The organism is Rehaibacterium terrae, from assembly GCF_014202935.1.
Classification (GTDB): domain Bacteria; phylum Pseudomonadota; class Gammaproteobacteria; order Xanthomonadales; family Xanthomonadaceae; genus Rehaibacterium; species Rehaibacterium terrae.
This window is the reverse complement of sequence record NZ_JACHHX010000012.1, coordinates 55,390-74,058: the sequence shown is the minus strand read 5'-3', so window position 1 is coordinate 74,058 and position 18,669 is coordinate 55,390. Positions and strand designations below refer to the sequence as shown.

Annotated in this window: 12 protein-coding genes and 2 pseudogenes; 11 read left to right on the top strand and 3 right to left on the bottom strand. The window is 71.6% G+C overall.

Going from position 1 to position 18,669, the window contains the following annotated elements; translation table 11 throughout:
* The first annotated feature begins 27 nt into the window (after window positions 1-27).
* Window positions 28-816 carry a dienelactone hydrolase family protein gene (locus HNQ58_RS09310; protein WP_246417279.1) on the top strand — a complete coding sequence of 263 codons (789 nt, stop codon included), beginning with the start codon at window positions 28-30 and terminating at the stop codon, window positions 814-816.
* A 25-nt stretch (window positions 817-841) separates the two neighbouring features.
* On the opposite strand, the gene HNQ58_RS09305 is transcribed toward HNQ58_RS09310, so the two are convergent.
* Window positions 842-1,837 (bottom strand): polyprenyl synthetase family protein, encoded by a 996-nt coding sequence (locus tag HNQ58_RS09305; RefSeq protein ID WP_183948635.1) that lies wholly within the window; start codon window positions 1,835-1,837, stop codon window positions 842-844.
* Between the two features lie 153 nt (window positions 1,838-1,990).
* Here HNQ58_RS09305 and HNQ58_RS09300 point away from each other — a divergent pair, with 153 nt between their 5' ends.
* The 9 genes from HNQ58_RS09300 to HNQ58_RS09260 all read left to right on the top strand — a co-directional run bounded on the left by HNQ58_RS09300 (window position 1,991) and on the right by HNQ58_RS09260 (window position 11,689).
* Window positions 1,991-3,175, top strand: coding sequence for an MFS transporter (locus tag HNQ58_RS09300; protein WP_246417278.1), 1,185 nt, complete (start codon window positions 1,991-1,993; stop codon window positions 3,173-3,175).
* A gap of 126 nt (window positions 3,176-3,301) precedes the next feature.
* Complete coding sequence (gene ssb, locus HNQ58_RS09295) at window positions 3,302-3,775, top strand: single-stranded DNA-binding protein (protein WP_183948634.1); 474 nt, start codon at window positions 3,302-3,304, stop codon at window positions 3,773-3,775.
* A gap of 14 nt (window positions 3,776-3,789) precedes the next feature.
* On the top strand, window positions 3,790-4,851 hold the full coding sequence (rfbB, locus tag HNQ58_RS09290) for a dTDP-glucose 4,6-dehydratase (protein WP_183948633.1): 1,062 nt from the start codon (window positions 3,790-3,792) through the stop codon (window positions 4,849-4,851).
* A gap of 133 nt (window positions 4,852-4,984) precedes the next feature.
* Window positions 4,985-5,872 carry a glucose-1-phosphate thymidylyltransferase RfbA gene (gene rfbA / locus HNQ58_RS09285; protein WP_183948632.1) on the top strand — a complete coding sequence of 296 codons (888 nt, stop codon included), beginning with the start codon at window positions 4,985-4,987 and terminating at the stop codon, window positions 5,870-5,872.
* Window positions 5,869-6,426 carry a dTDP-4-dehydrorhamnose 3,5-epimerase gene (gene rfbC / locus HNQ58_RS09280; RefSeq protein ID WP_183948631.1) on the top strand — a complete coding sequence of 186 codons (558 nt, stop codon included), beginning with the start codon at window positions 5,869-5,871 and terminating at the stop codon, window positions 6,424-6,426. The genes rfbA and rfbC overlap by 4 nt, the downstream gene beginning before the upstream one ends.
* Window positions 6,423-7,319: a dTDP-4-dehydrorhamnose reductase gene (rfbD, locus tag HNQ58_RS09275; RefSeq protein ID WP_183948630.1), complete on the top strand. Its 897-nt coding sequence runs from the start codon at window positions 6,423-6,425 to the stop codon at window positions 7,317-7,319. Before rfbC ends, rfbD begins: the two co-directional genes overlap by 4 nt.
* A gap of 69 nt (window positions 7,320-7,388) precedes the next feature.
* On the top strand, window positions 7,389-8,768 hold the full coding sequence (locus HNQ58_RS09270) for a YfcC family protein (protein ID WP_183948629.1): 1,380 nt from the start codon (window positions 7,389-7,391) through the stop codon (window positions 8,766-8,768).
* A 91-nt stretch (window positions 8,769-8,859) separates the two neighbouring features.
* On the top strand, window positions 8,860-10,926 hold the full coding sequence (locus HNQ58_RS09265; RefSeq protein WP_183948628.1) for an alpha/beta hydrolase family protein: 2,067 nt from the start codon (window positions 8,860-8,862) through the stop codon (window positions 10,924-10,926).
* A gap of 7 nt (window positions 10,927-10,933) precedes the next feature.
* Window positions 10,934-11,689, top strand: coding sequence for a helix-turn-helix domain-containing protein (locus HNQ58_RS09260; RefSeq protein ID WP_183948627.1), 756 nt, complete (start codon window positions 10,934-10,936; stop codon window positions 11,687-11,689).
* A gap of 63 nt (window positions 11,690-11,752) precedes the next feature.
* Here the strand turns inward: HNQ58_RS09260 and HNQ58_RS13680 are convergent, their stop codons facing one another.
* On the bottom strand, window positions 11,753-13,903 hold the full coding sequence (locus tag HNQ58_RS13680; RefSeq protein WP_425504168.1) for a glycosyltransferase: 2,151 nt from the start codon (window positions 13,901-13,903) through the stop codon (window positions 11,753-11,755).
* A 573-nt stretch (window positions 13,904-14,476) separates the two neighbouring features.
* A pseudogene (locus HNQ58_RS13675) lies at window positions 14,477-14,983 on the bottom strand (glycosyltransferase); the annotation flags it as partial.
* A 1,385-nt stretch (window positions 14,984-16,368) separates the two neighbouring features.
* Between HNQ58_RS13675 and mrcB the strand changes: the two are divergent.
* A pseudogene (gene mrcB / locus HNQ58_RS09250) lies at window positions 16,369-18,624 on the top strand (penicillin-binding protein 1B); the annotation flags it as partial.
* Window positions 18,625-18,669 lie beyond the last annotated feature (45 nt).

Sequence of the window (18,669 nt, the reverse complement as noted above, 5' to 3'; positions counted from 1 at the left end):
GGCCAGACTCGAAACCGGGAGACTGCCATGCGCATCATGCTCGCCCTGCTGCTTGCCCTCGCTGCCGCGCCGCTGGCGGCCGCGCCCAGGGCCGAACCGGTCGAGTGGACCGATGGCGACACCAGCTTCAGCGGCTTTCTGGTCTACGACGATGCCTCCGCCGCGCCGCGGCCGGGGCTGGTGATGGTGCCCAACTGGATGGGCGTCACCGACTCGGCGGTGGAGAAAGCCAAGGCCGTCGCCGGCGACCGCTACGTGGTGCTGGTGGCGGACATGTACGGCAAGGGCGTGCGCCCGGCCAACGCGCAGGAGGCGGGCCGGGCCGCGGGCGCGGTGCGTGGCGATGCCGCCCTGATGCGCCGCCGCGCCGCGGCCGCGCTGGCGGCGCTCCAGGCGCAGGCGGGGAAGGCGCCGCTGGATGTGTCGCGACTGGGTGCATTCGGCTTCTGCTTCGGCGGCACGGTGGCGCTGGAGCTGGCGCGCGCCGGGGCCGATCTCGCCGGGGTGGTCAGCCTGCACGGCGGCCTGATCACGCAGGCGCCGGCGCGGGCCGATACGCTGCGGGCACGGGTGCTGGTGCTCAACGGCGCCGACGATCGCGCGGTGACCCACGAGCACATCGTCGGCTTCGAGCGCGAGATGCGCGAGGCCGGCGCCGACTGGCAGTTCGTCAATTTCGGCGGTGCGGTGCACTGCTTCGCCGAGGCCGATGCGGGCGACGACCCGGCCAGCAACTGCCGTTATCACGCACCATCGGCGCAGCGTGCCTACCGGATGCTGCACGATTTCTTCGCCGAGGCCTTCACCGCGCGGTAGCGGCGGCGCTTGCCGGCAAGCGGCCTCAGTGGTCGCGCTCGACCGCGTAGCGGGCCAGGCCGCGCAGGGCGGCCAGCCAGTCGCTTTCGGGCAGGCCTTCGAGCGCGGCTTCGGCGGCGCGGGCGTAAGCCAGGGCGCGCTGGCGGCTGTAGCCGATGCCGCCGGTGGTCTCGATGGCGCGCAGCACCTCGGGCATCGCCGTGGTGTCGCCCTGCTCGATGGCGGCGCGCAGGCGGCCGCGGGTGGCCTCGTCGCTGTGGGCAAGGGCGTGGATCAGCGGCAGGGTGGCCTTGCCCTCGGCCAGGTCGTCGCCGAGGTTCTTGCCGAGCGCGTCGGCGTCGGCGGTGTAGTCGAGCACGTCGTCGGCGATCTGGAAGGCGAGCCCCAGGTTCATGCCGTAGTCGTGCAGGCGCTGCTGCACATCGTCGCCGGCGCCGCCGAGCAGCGCGCCGAGGCGGGTGGCGGCGGCGAACAGCACCGCGGTCTTGCGCTCGATCACGCGCAGGTAGGCGGCCTCGTCGGTGTCCGGGTTGTGCACGTGCAGCAGTTGCAGCACCTCGCCCTCGGCGATGGCGTTGGTGGTGTCGGCCAGCACGCGCATCACCGTCATGCGGTCGAGCTCGACCATGAGCTGGAAGCTGCGCGAGTAGAGGAAATCGCCGACCAGCACGCTCGGCGCGTTGCCCCACAGCGCATTGGCGGTGCGGCGGCCGCGCCGCAGGTCGGACTCGTCGACCACGTCGTCGTGCAGCAGGGTGGCGGTGTGGATGAACTCGATCACCGCCGCGAGCTGGTGATGGTCGCGGCCGGCATGGCCGAGCGCGCGCGCCGCCAGCACCACCAGCATCGGCCGCAGCCGCTTGCCGCCGGCGGCGACGATGTGCTCGGCGATCTGGTTGATCAGCACCACGTCCGAGGCCAGCCGCGCGCGGATCAGCGCATCGACCGCCGCCATCTCGTCGGCGACCAGGTGCTGGATCTCGGGAAGAGCGGCGGCGGGGCGGGGCGTGTGCGTGTCCATCGTGGCTCGTGCTCGGCAACCGGCGGATTATACGGGGGCGCCCGCGGCTGCCGCCCCATCGCGCTCGATCCGGCGGCGCCTTGATCCCGCGCAAGCGGTGCCGGTGTGTCGTCTCCGTATAATCGCGCCTCTTCCCTTGCCCCGCTGCCTGCCTTGGAACGCCTCAACGCCCTGGAATGGCGCACCGCCCTGAGTCTGGCCAGCGTGGTCGGGCTGCGCATGTTCGGGCTGTTCCTGCTGCTGCCGGTGTTCGCGCTGGCGGCGCGCGACCTGCCCGGGGCGACGCCGCTGCTGATCGGCCTGGCGCTGGGCGTGTACGGCATCGGCCAGGCGCTGTGCCAGGTGCCGCTGGGCTGGCTGAGCGACCGCATCGGCCGCAAGCCGGCGATCACCCTGGGGCTGCTGGCGTTCGCGTTGGGCAGCGTGGTCGCCGCACAGGCCGACTCCATCCACGGCATCATCCTCGGGCGCGCGCTGCAAGGCGCGGGCGCCGTCGCCGGTGCCGGCCTGGCGCTGGCGGCCGACCTCACGCGACCCGACCAGCGCGGCAAGGTGATGGGCCTGATCGGCGTGAGCATCGGCGGCGCCTTCCTGCTGGCGCTGGTGCTGGGGCCGCCGCTGTTCGCGCTGGGCGGGTTGGCCGGGCTGTTCGGGCTGATGACCGGGCTGGCGCTGGGCTCGCTGTTCCTGTTGTGGACCGTGGTGCCGCCGGCGCCGCGCCTGCAGGCGGCGCCGGGGCCGCGCGGCGCGTTGCGGTTGGTGCTGGCCGATCCCGCGCTGCGCGCCATGCAGATCGCCGTATTCGTGCTGCATGCGGCGCTCACGGCCAGTTTCGTCGGCCTGCCCTTGCTGCTGCTGGACGACATCGGCCTGGCCGTGGGCGAGCACTGGAAGCTCTACCTGCCGGTTCTGCTGGCCTCGGCGCTGGCGATGGGCGCCCTGCTTTCGCGCGGCGGCGCACGCGCGCCGCTGCGGCTGATCCTGGCAGTGGTGCCGGTGCTGGGGGCGGCGCTGGCGCTGTTCGCGCTGGCCGGGCGCGACCTGTGGCTGCTGGGCGCGGTGGCCTTCGTCTTCTTCACCGCCTTCAACCTGCTCGAAGCCAGCCTGCCCACGCTGACCTCGCGGCTGGCGCCGGCCGAGCTGCGTGGCACCGCGCTCGGTGCCTACTCCACCGCGCAGTTCCTTGGCGCCTTTGCCGGCGGCGTGCTCGGCGGCTGGGCCTTGGGCGAGTTCGGTCGCGACGGCATGTTCGTGCTGATGGCGCTGGTCGTGCTGGCGAGCTGGCCGCTGCTGGCGCGGCTGAACGGGCCTGCGGCAGCAGTCGAGGAGGGGGCTTGAGGGGCGGGACCCGGTCGCGAGCGGTTTTCCTACCCCCGGACCCGCGATCGGCGGAGGGGCCGGGCAGGGTGTTTATACTTAGGCTTTCGCGGCGGCGACCCGCCGCCTGACAGCAAGGAAAATTCCATGGCGCGTGGCATCAACAAGGTGATCCTGGTCGGCAACCTGGGCGACGACCCGGAGGTGAAGTACACCCAGAGCGGCATGGCGGTGACCACGCTGCGCCTGGCCACCACCAGCGTGCGCAAGGACCGCGACGGCAACACCCAGGAGCGCACCGAGTGGCACCGGGTCAAGCTGTTCGGCAAGCTCGGCGAGATCGCCGGCGAGTACCTGAAGAAGGGGCGCCAGGTCTACATCGAGGGCTCGATCCGCTACGACAAGTTCACCGGCCAGGACGGCCAGGACCGCTACATCACCGAGATCATCGCCGACGAGATGCAGATGCTCGGCGGCGGCGGCGAACGCAGCGAGCGCGCCGCCGGTGGCGAGCGCGGCTACGGCAGCAGCCAGCGGGGCGGCGGCGCCCAACCCGGCCGCGCACCGCAGCAGAAGGCGCCGGTCGAGGAAGGCTTCCCCGACGACGACATCCCGTTCTGAGCGTCGGGGTGTCCATGAAAACCTGGCTGGTTACCGGCGGCGCCGGCTTCATCGGCGGCAATTTCGTGCTCGATGCGGTGGCGGCCGGTGTGCGCGTGGTCAATCTCGACGCGCTCACCTATGCCGGCAACCTCGACACCCTGGCCTCCCTGCGGCACGACCCGCATCACGTCTTCGTCGAGGGCGACATCGGCGACCGCGCCCTGGTCGCGCGGCTGCTCGCCGAGCACCGGCCCGAGGCGGTGATCCACTTCGCCGCCGAAAGTCACGTCGACCGTTCGATCGACGGCCCCGCGGCCTTCGTCCAGACCAATGTGGTCGGCACCCTGAATCTGCTCGAATGCGCCCGCGACTACTGGCGCGCGCTGGAAGGCGCGGCGCGCGACGGCTTCCGCTTCCTGCACGTCTCCACCGACGAGGTCTACGGCTCGCTCGGCGACACCGGCAAGTTCACCGAGGACACGCCGTACGCGCCCAATTCGCCGTACTCGGCCTCGAAGGCCGCGTCCGACCACTTGGTGCGCGCCTTCCATCACACCTACGGCCTGCCGACGCTCACCACCAACTGCTCCAACAACTACGGTCCGTACCAGTTTCCCGAGAAGCTGATCCCGCTGATGATCGCCAAGGCGCTCGCCGGCGAGCCGCTGCCGGTGTACGGCGACGGCCGCAACGTGCGCGACTGGCTGTACGTCAAGGATCACTGCGCGGCGATCCGCCGTGTGCTCGAGGCTGGTCGTGTCGGCGAGACCTACAACATCGGCGGCGATGCCGAGCGGCAGAACATCGAGGTGGTCAACACGATCTGCGCCCTGCTCGATGAGCGTCGCCCGCGCGAGGACGGCCTGCCGCGCGCCACGTTGATCACCTATGTGAAGGATCGGCCCGGCCACGACCGCCGCTACGCCATCGACGCCTCCAAGATCCGTCGCGAACTGGGCTGGACGCCGGCGATGAGCTTCGAGGACGGCATGGCGGCGACCGTGGACTGGTACCTCGACAACCAGGCCTGGGTGAACCGTGTGCTGGACGGCAGCTACCGTCTGGAGCGGATCGGGCGAGGCGACGCGTGCTAGCGGACGGCCGGTGGGCGTCCGCCGCGGCGCCGGGCGCCCGGCCACGGGTGGCCAGGCCGGGCTGTCCTGAGTGGGCGGCATGGCGCCATGGGCGGCACGACATGCAGCCGGCGCGCATACGAAGGAGACTGGCATGAGCCATCGACGCGGCATCATCCTCGCCGGCGGGTCCGGCACCCGCCTGTATCCGATCACCCAGGCGGTCAGCAAGCAGCTGCTGCCGGTGTACGACAAGCCGATGATCTACTACCCGCTCAGCGTGCTGATGCTGGCGGGCATCCGCGAGGTGCTGATCATCAACACCCCGCACGAGCAGGCGTTGTTCCAGCGTCTGCTCGGTGACGGCTCGCAGTGGGGCATGCGTTTCGAGTACGCGGTGCAGCCGGAGCCGGAAGGGCTGGCGCAGGCCTACCTGATCGGCCGCGAGTTCGTCGCCGGCCGGCCGAGCTGCCTGGTGCTCGGCGACAACATCTTCTACGGCCACGGACTGACCGAGCTGCTGCGTCGCGCCAGCGCGCGCGAGCAGGGTGCCACCGTGTTCGGCTACTGGGTGAAGGACCCGCAACGCTACGGCGTGGCCGAGTTCGACGCCGACGGCCGCGTGATCGGCATCGAGGAAAAGCCGACCCGGCCGAAATCGAACTACGCCGTCACCGGCCTGTACTTCTACGACGGTCGCGCCAGCGATTACGCCGCCACGCTCAAGCCGTCGGCACGCGGCGAGCTGGAGATCACCGACCTCAACCGCTGCTACCTCGACGACGGCGCGCTGCACTTGGAGAAGATGGGCCGCGGCTATGCCTGGCTCGACACCGGCACCCACGAGTCGCTGCTGCACGCGGCCAACTTCATCGAGACCATCGAGGCGCGCCAGGGCCTGCGGGTGAGCTGCCCGGAGGAGATCGCCTGGGGCAACGGCTGGATCGATGCCGCGCAGCTCGAAGCGCTCGCCAAACCGTTGATCAAGAACGGCTACGGCCAGTACCTGATGGGCCTGCTCGAGCACGGGAGGATCGCGTGAAGCTCGTCCAGACCGACCTGCCCGGCTGCGTCGTCATCGAGCCGCAGGTGTTCGGCGACGCGCGGGGGTTTTTCTACGAGGCCTGGAACGCCGAGCGCTTCCGCGCGCACGGGCTCGATCTGGAGTTCGTCCAGAGCAACGTGTCCTGCTCCGGCCGCGGCGTGCTGCGCGGCCTGCATTACCAGTGGCCCAATCCGCAGGGCAAGCTGGTCAGCGTGCTCGAAGGCGAGGTCTACGACGTCGCCGTCGACATCCGCCGCGGCTCGCCGTACTTCGGCCGCTGGACGGCGGTGCTGCTGAGCGCGGAGAACAAGCGCCACTTCTGGATTCCCGAAGGTTTCGCGCACGGTTTCGTGGTGCTCAGCGAGCGCGCCGTGTTCAGCTACCTGTGCACCGCGCCCTACGACAAGGCCGGCGACGCCGGCGTGCGCTGGAACGACGCCGCCATCGGCATCGACTGGCCGGTGAGCGAGCCGCTGCTGTCGGCCAAGGACGCGCAGGCGCCGTTCCTCGCCGAGGTGCCGCCCGAGCGCCTGCCGGAGTACCGCGCATGAAATGCCTGCTGATCGGCGCCGACGGCCAGCTCGGCTTCGAGCTGACCCGCGCGCTCACCCCGTTCGGCGATCTCGTCCGCACCACGCTCACCGGCCGCGCGCCGGGCGGCCTGGCCTGCGAGGCGCTGGACCTGTCCGATGCCGCGGCAGTCGCCGCCCTGGCCGCACGGCATCGGCCGGACCTGATCGTCAACGCCGCCGCCTACACCGCGGTGGACCGCGCCGAGGACGAGCCGGCGCTGGCCCAGGCGATCAATGCCGATGCCGTGGCCGTGCTGGCCCGCTACTGCGCCGACCATGGCGCGCGGCTGCTGCATTACTCGACCGATTACGTCTTCGATGGCGCCGCGACCCGCCCGTACCGCGAGGACGACGCCGTCGCGCCGCTCGGCGTCTACGGCCGCAGCAAGCGCGACGGCGAGGATGCCGTGCGTGCCAGCGGCTGCGCGCACATGATCTTCCGCACTGCCTGGGTCTATGCCGCGCGCGGGCACAACTTCATGCGCACCATGCTGCGGCTCGCCGCCGAGCGCGACGAGCTGCGCGTGGTCGCCGACCAGGTCGGCTCGCCCACGCCGGCGCGCTGGCTGGCCCAGGTCACCGCGCTGGCGCTGGCGCAGGGCAAAGACATCGACGGCACCTGGCATGTGGTCGCCGATGGCGAAACCAGCTGGTACGGCTTCGCCGCCGCCATCGTCGAGGATGCCGTCGCCGCCGGCCTGCTGCAGCGCGCGCCGCGGGTGACGCCGATCGCCACCGCCGATTTCCCCACCCGCGCCCGGCGCCCGGCCTACTCGCGGCTGGACACCGGCAAGCTCGCCCGCGACTTCGGCCTGCGCCTGCCCGACTGGCGCGAGGGCGTGCGCCAGGTGCTGGGCGAGCTGGTGCCCTGACGTGGGGCGCGGTTCGACCGCGCCCGATCGCGCTACCTATACTTGCCCGACTTTGCCCCGGAGCGGCCCATGCCCAGAGCCCTGCGCGTCCCCCACACCCTGGTGCTGCTGTTCGCGATGATGGTGCTGGCGCTGGTCGGCACCTGGCTGCTGCCACAGGGCAGTTTCCAGACCACGACCAACGAGCACGGCCGCGAAGTCGTCGTGGCCGGCACCTATGCCCGGGCCGAGCAGCGCGTGTGGTTGCCGCCGACCACGCTGCTCACCGCCGTGCCGCGCGCGCTGGCCGCCGCGCAGGAAGTCATCTTCTTCATCTTCCTCGTCGGCGGCGCCATCGCCGTGCTGCGCGCCACCGGCATGATCGACGCGCTGCTCGGCTGGATCCTGCGCCATGTCGGCCACAGTCCCGGCCTGCTGATCGGCATCGGCATGACCGTGTTCGCCGCCGGCTCCAGCGCCATCGGCGTGGCCGAGGAGTACATCCCTTTCGCCGCGCTGCTGATCGCGCTGTGCGTGGCGATGCGGATGGATGCGGTCACCGCCATGGGCATCATGGTCTGCGGCTACGGCATCGGCTACGGCGTGGCCGCGCTCAATCCGTTCACCGTGCTGATTGCACAGGATGTGGCCGGGCTGCCGCCCACTTCGGGCATGGGCTTCCGGCTCGCGTTGTTCGTGCCGTTCGTGGCGATCGGCATCCACCACGTCTACCGCTATGCGCAGAAGGTGAAGGCGGACCCGTCGGCCAGTCTGGTCGCCGATGTGCCCGGCGCGCAGCACACCGCGCCTGCCGAGTACCCGCCGATGACCGGCGCGCGGCTGGCGATCCTGCTGGCGGTGTTCGTGGTGCTCGGGCTGATGGTCTGGGGTATCGCCGCGCGCGGCTGGTATCTGATCGAACTCGGTGCCTTGTTCCTCGGCCTGGCGATCTTCGCCGGGCTGGCCGGCGGCCTCGGCCTCGACGGCAGCGCCCGGCGTTTCGCCGAGGGGGCGTCGGAACTGGCGACCACCGCGCTGCTGATCGGCTTCGCCCGCGCGATCGCGCTGATCCTGGAAGACGGCCAGGTGCTGCACACCATCGTCAACGGTCTGGCCGGACCGTTGCAGTCGGCCGGCGCCGAGGTGGCGGCGGTGGGCATGCTGCTGATCCAGACCGTGCTGAACTTCTTCATCCCGTCCGGCAGCGGCCAGGCCTATGTGACCATGCCGATCATGGCGCCGCTGGGCGACCTGGTCGGGGTGAGCCGGCAGGTGGCAGTGCTCGCCTTCCAGTTCGGCGACGGCTTCTCGAACATGATCGTGCCGACCAATGTGGTGCTGATGAGCATCATCGGCATCGCCGGCATTCCCTACGACCGCTGGTTCCGCTTCATCTTCCCGCTGATGGTCAAGCTCACCCTCGCCGCCGCGGTGGCGCTGGTGGTGGCGGTGAGCATCGGCTGGCAGTGAGCGGCACCGGTCTGCGGACCGGCGGGTGACCCGGATGCCGGCCCGGGCTACCCTTGCGGTCCGGGCTCCCTTCTGGACTGAGGACCAAGCGATGCATCCAGCCATTTCCCGCAGCCTGCTCGCCCTCGGCGCGGCCCTGGCCCCGTTCGCGGCCCAGGCGCAGACGCGTGGCTTCGACGTGCGCGACCTGGTCGTGCTCGAGCGCGCTTCCGCGCCGACGCTGTCGCCGGACGGCGGCAAGCTGGTGTTCGCCGTGCGCGAGGCCGACTACGAGGCCAACCGTGCCAGTACCGGCCTGTGGATCCGCGATCTGCGCACCCGCGACCAGCGCCCGCCGCAGCGTTTCACGCCGGAGGGCTGGAACGTCAACAGCCCGAGCTTCTCGCCCGACGGCCGCATGGTGTATTTCCTCTCCGGCAAGTCCGGTTCGATGCAGCTGTGGGCGCAGCCGGCGGCCGGTGGCGAGCCGGTGCAGGTCACCGACTACCCGCTGCCGGTCGGCAGCTACCGGCTGTCGCCGGATGGCCGCGCGGTGGCGCTGAGCTTCGACGTGTTCCCCGACTGCGAGGATTTGGCCTGCAGCAAGGCCAGGCTGGACGCCAGGGCCGAGCGGAAGTCCACCGGTCAGCACTACCGCCAGCTGTTCGTGCGCCATTGGGACACCTGGAAAGACGGCCGCCTGTCGCAGCTGTTCGTCGCTCCGCTGGCCGGGGGCAAGGCCGGCGAGCCGGTGCGGGTGAGCGGTGCGCTGCGCGGCGACATCCCGCACAAGCCGTTCGGCGGCATCAGCGACTACGCCTGGGCGCCGGACGGCCGCTCGCTGGCGGTGAGCGTGCGGCTGGCCACGCCGGACGAGCCGTGGTCGACCGACTTCGACATCTGGCGCATCGCCGCCGACGGCCGCGGTGAGCCGGTCAACCTCACCGCCGACAACCCGGCCTGGGACGCCGACCCGGTGTTCAGCGCCGACGGCAGGACCCTGTACTACCGCGCCATGTCGCGCCCCGGTTTCGAGGCCGACCGCTTCGCGCTGATGGCGCTGGACCTGGCCAGCGGCCAGCGCCGCGAGATCGCACCCGGCTGGGACCGCTCGGCCGACGGCATCACCCTGTCCGCCGACGGCCGCACGATCTACACCACAGCCCAGGATCTCGGCCAGCGCCCGCTGTTCGCCATCGACATCGCCAGTGGCCGGGTCCGCCGGGTGGCCGGCGACGGCAACATCGGCGGTTTCGACCTGGCTGGCGGCACGCTCGCCTTCACCCGCGACACCCTGACCTCGCCGGCGCAGGTGTTCGTCGCCCGCGCCGACGGTGGCGCGGTGCGGCAGATCAGCCAGCTCAACGCCGAGCGGTTGAAGGACATCGCCTTCGGCGAGTTCGAGCAGTTCAGCTTCAAGGGCTGGAACGACGAGACCGTCTACGGCTACGTGGTCAAGCCGTGGAATTACCGGGCCGGCGAGAAGTACCCGGTCGCCTTCATCGTCCACGGCGGCCCGCAGGGCTCGATGGGCAACAGCTTCCACTACCGCTGGAACCCGCAGACCTATGCCGGCAAGGGCTTCGCCGTGGTGTTCATCGACTTTCACGGCTCCACCGGCTACGGTCAGGCCTTCACCGACTCGATCTCGCAGGACTGGGGCGGCAAGCCGCTGGAAGATCTGCAGAAGGGCTGGGCCGCCGCGCTGCAGAAGTACGACTTCCTCGACGGCGGGCGCGCCTGCGCGCTCGGCGCCAGCTACGGCGGCTTCATGATCAACTGGATCGCCGGCCAGTGGCCGGACGGCTTCCGCTGTCTGGTCAACCACGCCGGCGTGTTCGACCAGCGGATGATGTACTACGCCACCGAGGAGCTGTGGTTCACCGAGTGGGAGAACGGTGGTCCGCACTTCCAGGTGCCGGACAACTACGAGCGCTTCAACCCGGTCAACCACGTCAGCGCGTGGAAGACGCCGATGCTGGTCACCCACGGCCAGAAGGACTACCGCGTGCTGGTCGAACAGGGCCTGGCCACCTTCACCGCCCTGCAGCGGCGCGGCATTCCCAGCGAGTTCCTGTACTTCCCGGACGAGAATCACTGGATCCTCAGCCCGCACAACAGCGTACAGTGGCACGATGCCGTCAACGACTGGCTGATCCGCTGGACGGCGAAGGAGTGAGGCCGCAGTGAGCGACGACCGCGCCCGCGTGATCGATCTGGCGAGACTGCGCAAGACCTGCGCGCAGTGCTCGCTGCAACAGCTGTGCCTGCCCGCCGGCGTCGCCGCCGACGACCTGGAAAAGCTCGACCGGCTGGTGCGCAAGCGCCGGCCGCTGGCGCGCGGCGAGGCGCTGTTCCGTACCGGCGCGCCGCTGCAGGCGCTGTACGTGGCCCGCGAGGGCGCCTTCAAGACCACCGCCCTGGCCGAGGATGGCAGCGCCCAGGTCATCGGCTTCCACCTGCCCGGCGAGCTGATGGGCCTGGATGCGCTCGGCGGCGGCCACCACCGCTGCGAGGCCGAGGCGTTGGAGCCGGCCCAGGTCTGCGAGGTGCCGTTCGCCGAGCTGGGCCGCATCGCCGCGCAGATCCCCTCGCTGCAGCAGCAGCTGCTGCGCGTCATCGGCCAGAGCGTGGGCCGCGACCAGGATCATCTGGAGATGATGGGCCGCCGCCACGCCAACGAGCGCGTGGCGCTGTTCCTGCACAGCCTCGCCGAGCGCCTGCAGGCGCTCGGCCGCGACCCGCACGCCTTCACCCTGCCGATGAGCCGCGAGGACATCGCCAGCTACCTCGGCATGGTCATCGAGACCGTCAGCCGCACCTTCAGTCGGCTGCAGGAGGAGGGCATCATCCAGGTGCGGGGACGCCAGCTGAAGATCCTCGACCGCGCGCGTCTGGACACGCTGGTGCACGATCCCGAGGAGCATCGGGCGCGGGGATGAGGCGGGGCGACCCGTGCCGTATCCGCGGCCGCTCCCGCCCGGCGCTGCGCCGGCTGCCGCGGCTCAGCCGCCGACGCGATCCGTCGCCGGATTTTCGCCGCGCACGGGCGCCAGGCTGCCCATGATCCGCCGCAGCGCGTCGCGGGCGGCGTCGAAGGAGAAGTGACGGCGCACGTTCTCGATGCCGTTGTCGGACAGCCTCTGCCACAGCGCCGGGTCGCCGTAGAGGCGGACGATGGCGTCGGCGAAGGCCTCGGGGCTGTCGGCCACCAGCACGTCCTCGCCCGGGCGCAGGTGCATGCCCTCGACCGCGCAGGAGGTGGCCACCACCGGCTGGCCATGGGCCATGCTGAGGTTGACCTTGCCCTTGACCCCGGCACCGTAGCGCAGCGGGGCGATGGCGATGCGGCAGCCGTCCATGTACGGATCGAGGTCGCGCACGTAGCCGTGGAAGACCACCCCGGGGTGGTCGCCGAGGATGCGCACGGACTCGGGCGCGTCGGCGCCGATCAGGTGCACCCGCACGTCGGGCAGGTGTGCCCGCAGCAGCGGCAGCACCTGCTTCACGAACCAGCGCGCGGCATCGACGTTCGGCGGATGGCGATAGCCGCCGACGAAGACCAGGTCGCGGCGTTCGGCGAATGGTCGGCGTCTGCCGGGGATGGCGTGGACGTTGGACAGCACGTCCACGCGCGCGCCGGGCGCCTCGCGGGCCAGGATCTCGCGTTCCATCGGGCTCACCACCAGGGTGAGGTCGGACTCGCGGATCAGTCGCAGCTCCTTTTCGCGGGTGGCCTCGGCGTTGCGCGCCATCACCGGACTGCGCGCCAGTTCGGCTTCGCGCCGCTCGCGCAGGTAGTGCAGGTCGACGGTGTCGAACACGAAGCGCGCCTGCGGGGCGAACTGGCGCACCAGCGGCAGGTAGGTGCGGGCGACGTAGTGGCGGCTGGCGATGACCAGGTCGAAGCGCGATCCACGCTCGGCGAACCAGCGCGCGATGTTGCCCAGGAACGGGCGGTACCAGACCTCGACGCCGAGCTGCTGCAGCGCCTGGGTGTAGGCGCCGTCGTGGGCGCGGTTGTCGGCGAAGAAAGTGACCGCACAGCCTTCGTCGAGCAGCAGGCGCATCAGGTTGAGCATGCGCAGCGAGCCGGAATCGCGGTCCGGTGTCGGCGTGCAGGCATCGACGATCAGTACGCGGCGCTGGGCGCGGTGTCGGGCGGCGAGCTCGGCCGGCGTGCCAGGCGCGGCATGTCCGGCGCTCAGGGTCGTCTGCCAGCGGGCGAGGAACTTGCGCTGGTTGGCGACCTGGTAGGCCTTCACGCCCTGACGGGTGTCGGTGCCGGCGGTGACGCCCTCGCAATGCGCCACCACCGACTTGGGCTGGTACAGCACGCGCAGGCCGCGTGCGCGGACCTGCATCGCCAGGTCGGTGTCCTCGTAGTAGGCCGGCGCGTAGTGGCCGTCGAAGCCGCCGAGTTCGTCGAACAGCGCGCGCGGTATCGCGATGGCGGCGCCGGAGCAGTAGTCGGCCTCACGGACGAAGCTGTAGCGCGGGTCGTCGGGGTCGTCGAAGCGGCCGTAGTTCCAGCCCGAGCCGTCGGCGAAGACGATGCCGCCGGCTTCCTGCAGGCGGCCGTCGGGATAGACCAACTTGCTGCCGACCAGGCCGACGCGCTCGTGTTGCGCGAAGGTGTCGAGCAGGGCGTCGAGCCAGCCCGGCCGCACCTGAGTGTCGTTGTTGAGGAAGACCAGATACTCGCCGCGCGCCAGCGCCGCACCGGCGTTGCAGGCGCCGATGAAGCCGAGGTTGCGCGGATTGCGGTGAAAGCGCAGGCCGGGTATCTGCGGCAGGGTCGTGGCGGTGTCGTCGCTGGAGCCGTCGTCGACCACGATCACTTCGAACGGCGTGCGGTCGCCGCAGGCGGCGAGCGAGCGCAGGCAGTCGAGGGTATGGCCGAGCTGGTTGTAGACCGGGATGACGATGCTGGCCTGCGGCGCGTTGCATTCCGGCAGCTGCGGCAAGGTCGCGGCCGCCGGCTGCTCCCCGGGCGGTGGCAGGGTAGGCGTCGGCGCCGTGCCGGCGCGCAACTCTTGCAGGGTGCGGCGCAGGGTGTGACGCAGGCCGCGCACGCGCAGGCTGGTCAGGCCGCGTTGCAGCAGGTTGCGGGTGCGGCGTAGACGGAAGGTGAGCTCGACCCGGGCATCGCTCAGCCAGCGGTTGATCGCCCGTAGCGGGGCGGTGAGGCGCCAGGAGCGGCTTTCGAGCAACCGGCGACGCTCGGCTTCGGCTTCGTCTCGCTGGGTCAATGCCACGTCGCGCTGGCGGATCAGGTCGTCGGTGTCCCTATCGTACAGGGCATAGGCGGATTGCAGGCGCTCGGCGAGTTCGTGCTGCTGGGTTTCCACCGCGCGCAGGCTGTCGCGCAGGTGCTCGACCTGCTGGCGCAGTTCGGCGGTCTCGTGCTCGAAGCCGCGCTCGCGCTCGTCGAGCTGTTGCGCGAAGGCGCGCTCGTTGGCGGCGATCTGCCGCTGCAGGTCCTGGGCCCAGTCGGCGCGGCGGTCGAGTTCGGCCTGCTGCTCGGCGAGCCGAGTCTGCAGGCTGGCGATGCGGCCCGAGGCGGCCGACAGTGCGGTCGCCAGCGCCAGTGTCCGGGTGACGGCCGGGTCGGCGGGCGGGAGCTGCGGCGACCGCGGCGGTTCGGCCGGCAGCGCCTGCCGCCAGGCGGAAGCCATCGCGCCCAGACCGGGCAGCGGCGGCGCCGACAGCCGCGCCAGCGCGCGGCGGGCATCGAGGTCGTGGGCGAGGGTGGCGAGGCGGGCGCAGAGGCTGTCCGGTTCGGGCGCCACCAGCAGGCCATTCTCGCCGTCGCGGATGCGTTCGCGGTAACTGCCCAGCGCGGTGGCCAGCACCGGCAGGCCGAGTTGCCACATCTCCGAGAGCGTGTAGCTCCAGGTCTCGGCGACGGTGGACGGCAGCAGGGCCAGATGCGGGCGGGCGCGGGCGACCAGCGCGGGCAGCTCCTCGCGCCGGTAGTCGAGCAGCACGTGCACGTTGCGCGCGCCGAGAAAGCGCTTGCCGGCCTGGCCGGCGCCGAGCAGCAGCAGCTCGACGTCGTCCGGCAGCCGTTCGATCAGCTCGGCCAGCAGTTCCTCGCCCTTGCCGCCGTGGATGCGCCCGGGCACCAGCACGCGCAGGCGGCCGCCATCGTCGTGCGGCGCGCCGACCTCGGCCAGTGCCGAGGCGCCGTGCGGAATCACCGTCCAGCGGCGTTCGGCCAACGCCGGCGCCATCCGGCACTGGTTGTCCCGCACGCCAGCGGTGGGTGCGACCAGCTGCGCGTCGGCCCGGGCCAGGGCGTCGAGGTAGGCCGTGCGCAGGGTGCGCCAGTCGTCGGGATCGCGTTCGGCGAAGGGGCTGTCGGCCGGCTCGGTGAGTGCCGCCACCAGGGCGTCGTCGTCGAAGCGCGCGTCGGGCTCGCCAAAGCGGGCATGCAGGCGCGGCCACAGCGGGTAGTAGTCGTGGGTGCAGACGGCGGTCGGCAGCCCGGTGCGCAGGGCGTCCAGGCTGTGCCCGATCAGCGAGGACACCAGTACCGCACCGACGTTCCAGTCGGCCAGGATGCCGGCGAGGATGGCGCGGTATTCGGCGGATTCGAGGTCGGTGCTGGCGATCGGCGCCGACAGCGGCCATTCGTGCAGCGGCTCGGCGTCGAGGCGGGCGTGCAGGGCCAGTCGCTCGCCGTGACGCTGGCGTTGCCAGTCGCCATGGGCGATCAGGACCAGGTGGTGGCGCTGGTCGTCGCCAGCCTGCAGGTCCTGCACGAAGCGCCAGGCGCCGCCGCCCCAGCCGTGCAGGATGTGCAGCACCACCGGGCGGCCGTCCAGGCCGGGCAGGCCGTCGGGCCGGTGCGGTGCGGCCTGCAGTCGCTCGCGCAGAGCCGCGATCGGCAGGGCGGGCGTAGGGTCGGAAGCGGGCTGCCGAGGCGCCTCGACGTACAGGCAGGCCAGCAGCCCGCCGCGCAGGCTCGGCGGCAGACGCTCGTCGGCGATCCGTTCCAGGCGGGCCAGCGCATCGGCGCGCCAGAGGCTGAGCGCGGGCGACCAGTGCCGGCCGGGGTGGACGCGATGCTCGGCCAGCAGCCAGCAGCGGGCATCGGCCTCGGCCAGCGCGGGGGCGGGGCCGGTCCAGGGGTTCAGGGCGTCGAGGGCGCTGCCGGCCGTCGCGATCACGTCGATTCCGGGCGCACCGGCCCCGGCCGCCAACAGCCGCTCGAAGGCCGCGTGCGGCAGGCGGGCCTCGGCCTGCACCAGCACCACGTCGCGGCCGGGCCAGCGCGCGCGCGCCTCGCGCAGCGCGCCCAGCGGCGTGCCGTCGCCGGGCGCGGCCTCCCAGCCGGGCAATGCGGTGCGGCTGCCGCAGACCAGCCTGGGGCCGGGAACCGGCCAGGTTTCGGCCAGCGTGGTCAGCGTCGAGGAGGCAGGCGCTTCGACCGAGCGCGTCCACAGGCAGAGCAGCGGAGCGGGGGATGGGTTCATTCGCATCGTCCGCACGCGGACGCCGTTCGGTCCGGTCCGCCATTGGACCGGGTCACTGTTAAGGATTGATTGCAACAACGCAGCCACCGTCCGTGGACGGCGCGCTAGACTGCGGCGTCGCAACGATTGTCTCATCAACCGTGCCACGCAAGGCGTCCAACCGCATCAAAGCCGTCCCCGCTCCGCTCCGCCGCTGGCGTCGTTGGCTGGTCTACGGCCTGCTGACCGGCGTCGGTCTGGCGCTCGGCTTCCTGCTGCCCTACGTCTGGGTGCTCGACCGCGAGGTGCGCGAGCGCTTCGAACAGCTCGAATGGCAGGTGCCGACCCGGGTCTACGCCCGCCCGCTGGTACTGACCCCGGGCCTGCGGATGAGCCCGGAGGCGCTGGAACTGGAGCTGCGTGCCGCCGCCTACCTGGCCGACGGCGAGGGCAAGCTGCCCGGGACCTACGTCCGCGACGGCAGCCGCTTCATCATCGCCACCCGCGCCTTCGCCGACCTCGACGGCCCGCAGCCCGGGCGCCGACTGGAAGTGGTGCTGGCGACCGGGCGGGTGGCGGCGCTGCGCGACCTCGCCCAGCACCGGCCGCTGCCGCAGGCGCGGCTGGACCCGGCCCGCATCGCCACGCTTTACGGCAGCAAGCAGGAAGAGCGCCGGCTGGTGCGTCTGGAGGATCTGCCGCCGCTGCTGATCACCGGCCTGCAGGCGGTCGAGGATCGCGACTTCAAGCATCACCGCGGCGTCGATCCGATCGGCATCGCGCGCGCGCTGTGGGTCAACCTGCGCGAGGGTGAGGTGCGCCAGGGCGGCAGCACGCTGACCCAGCAGCTGGTGCGCAGCCTGTTCCTGAGCCGCGAGCAGACCGCCGCGCGCAAGTTCAACGAGGCGCTGCACGCCCTGATCATCGAGGCGCGCTTCGACAAGCGGCGCATCCTGGAGGCCTATCTCAACCAGGTGTACCTGGGGCAGCAGGGCGGGCAGGCGATCCACGGCGTCGCCGCGGCGGCCGAGTTCTGGTTCGGCCGCGACGTGCGCGCGCTACGCACGCAGGAGATCGCCCTGCTGATCGGCCTGATCCAGGGGCCGAGCTACCACGACCCGCGCCGCTATCCGGAACGCGCCATCCGCCGCCGCAACCTGGTCATCGACGCCTTCGCCGAGACCGGCCTGGTCGACGCCGCCGAGCAGCAGCGCGCCAAGGCCGCCCCACTCGGGGTCACTCCGCGTCCGGGCGTGGCCGCCAACCGCCACCCGGCCTTCATGGACCTGGTGCGCGAGCAGCTGGCCCGCGACTACCCGGCCGAGGCGCTGCGCGGCGCCGGTCTGAGTATCCACACCACGCTCGCGCCTTCGGCGCAGCACTTCGCCGAAGCCGCGGTCAAGGATACGCTGGCGAGCCTCGCCAGCAAGCACCGGCCCGAACTGCAGGCCGGCCTGGTGGTCACCGACACCCGCAGCGGCGAGGTGATGGCGGTGGTCGGCAACCGCCTGGTCGACCAGCACGGCTTCAACCGGGCGCTGGAGGCGCGGCGGCCGGTCGGATCGCTGCTCAAGCCCTTCGTCTACATGCTGGCGCTGGCGCAGCCGGGCCGGTACTCGCTGGCCACGCCGGTCGAGGACGCGCCGATCCAGGTGCGGTTGGCCAATGGCAGGCACTGGATGCCGGAGAATTCCGACGGCAGGAGCCACGGTCGGGTCTGGCTGCGCGAGGCACTGGCCAAGTCCTACAACCAGGCGACCGTGCGGGTCGGGCTGGATGTCGGCGTGGAGCGTCTGGCGCAGCTGTTGCAGGTGCTGGGCGGCGTGAAGGCGCAGCCCAATCCTTCGCTGATCCTGGGCAGCGTCGACCTCAGCCCGTTGGCGGTGGCGCAGCTGTACCAGTTTCTCGCCTCCGGCGGGCAGATCCAGCCGTTGCGCGCCGTGCGCGGCGTGCTCGATGCCGAAGGCCGGCCGCTGAAGCGCTACGACGTCGACATCGCCCCGGCCCAGCGCGGCGACGCCATCGCTGCCCAACTGGTCGCGCTCGGCCTGCAGGAGGCGGTGACCAGCGGCACCGGCCGGCAACTGCTCGCCGACGGACTCGGCCACCTGCAGGCGGCCGGCAAGACCGGCACCAGCAACGACAGCCGCGACAGCTGGTTCGCCGGTTACACCGGCAGCCACCTCGCCGTGGTCTGGGTCGGCAACGACCGCAACGAGGCCACCGGCCTGTACGGCGCCACCGGGGCGATGCGGGTGTGGTCGGCGCTGTTCCGCAAGCTGCCCAGTGCGCCGCTGCAGGTCGATGGCGAGGGGCTGGAATGGGCCTGGGTGGATCGGGAAGAATTCGCCACCACCGAGAACGACTGCCCCGGCGCCCTGCGCGTCGCCTTCGTCGCCGGCTACCTGCCACCGTACCATCGCGGCTGTACCGTGGATCGCCTGCGCGACTGGCTGGGCTTT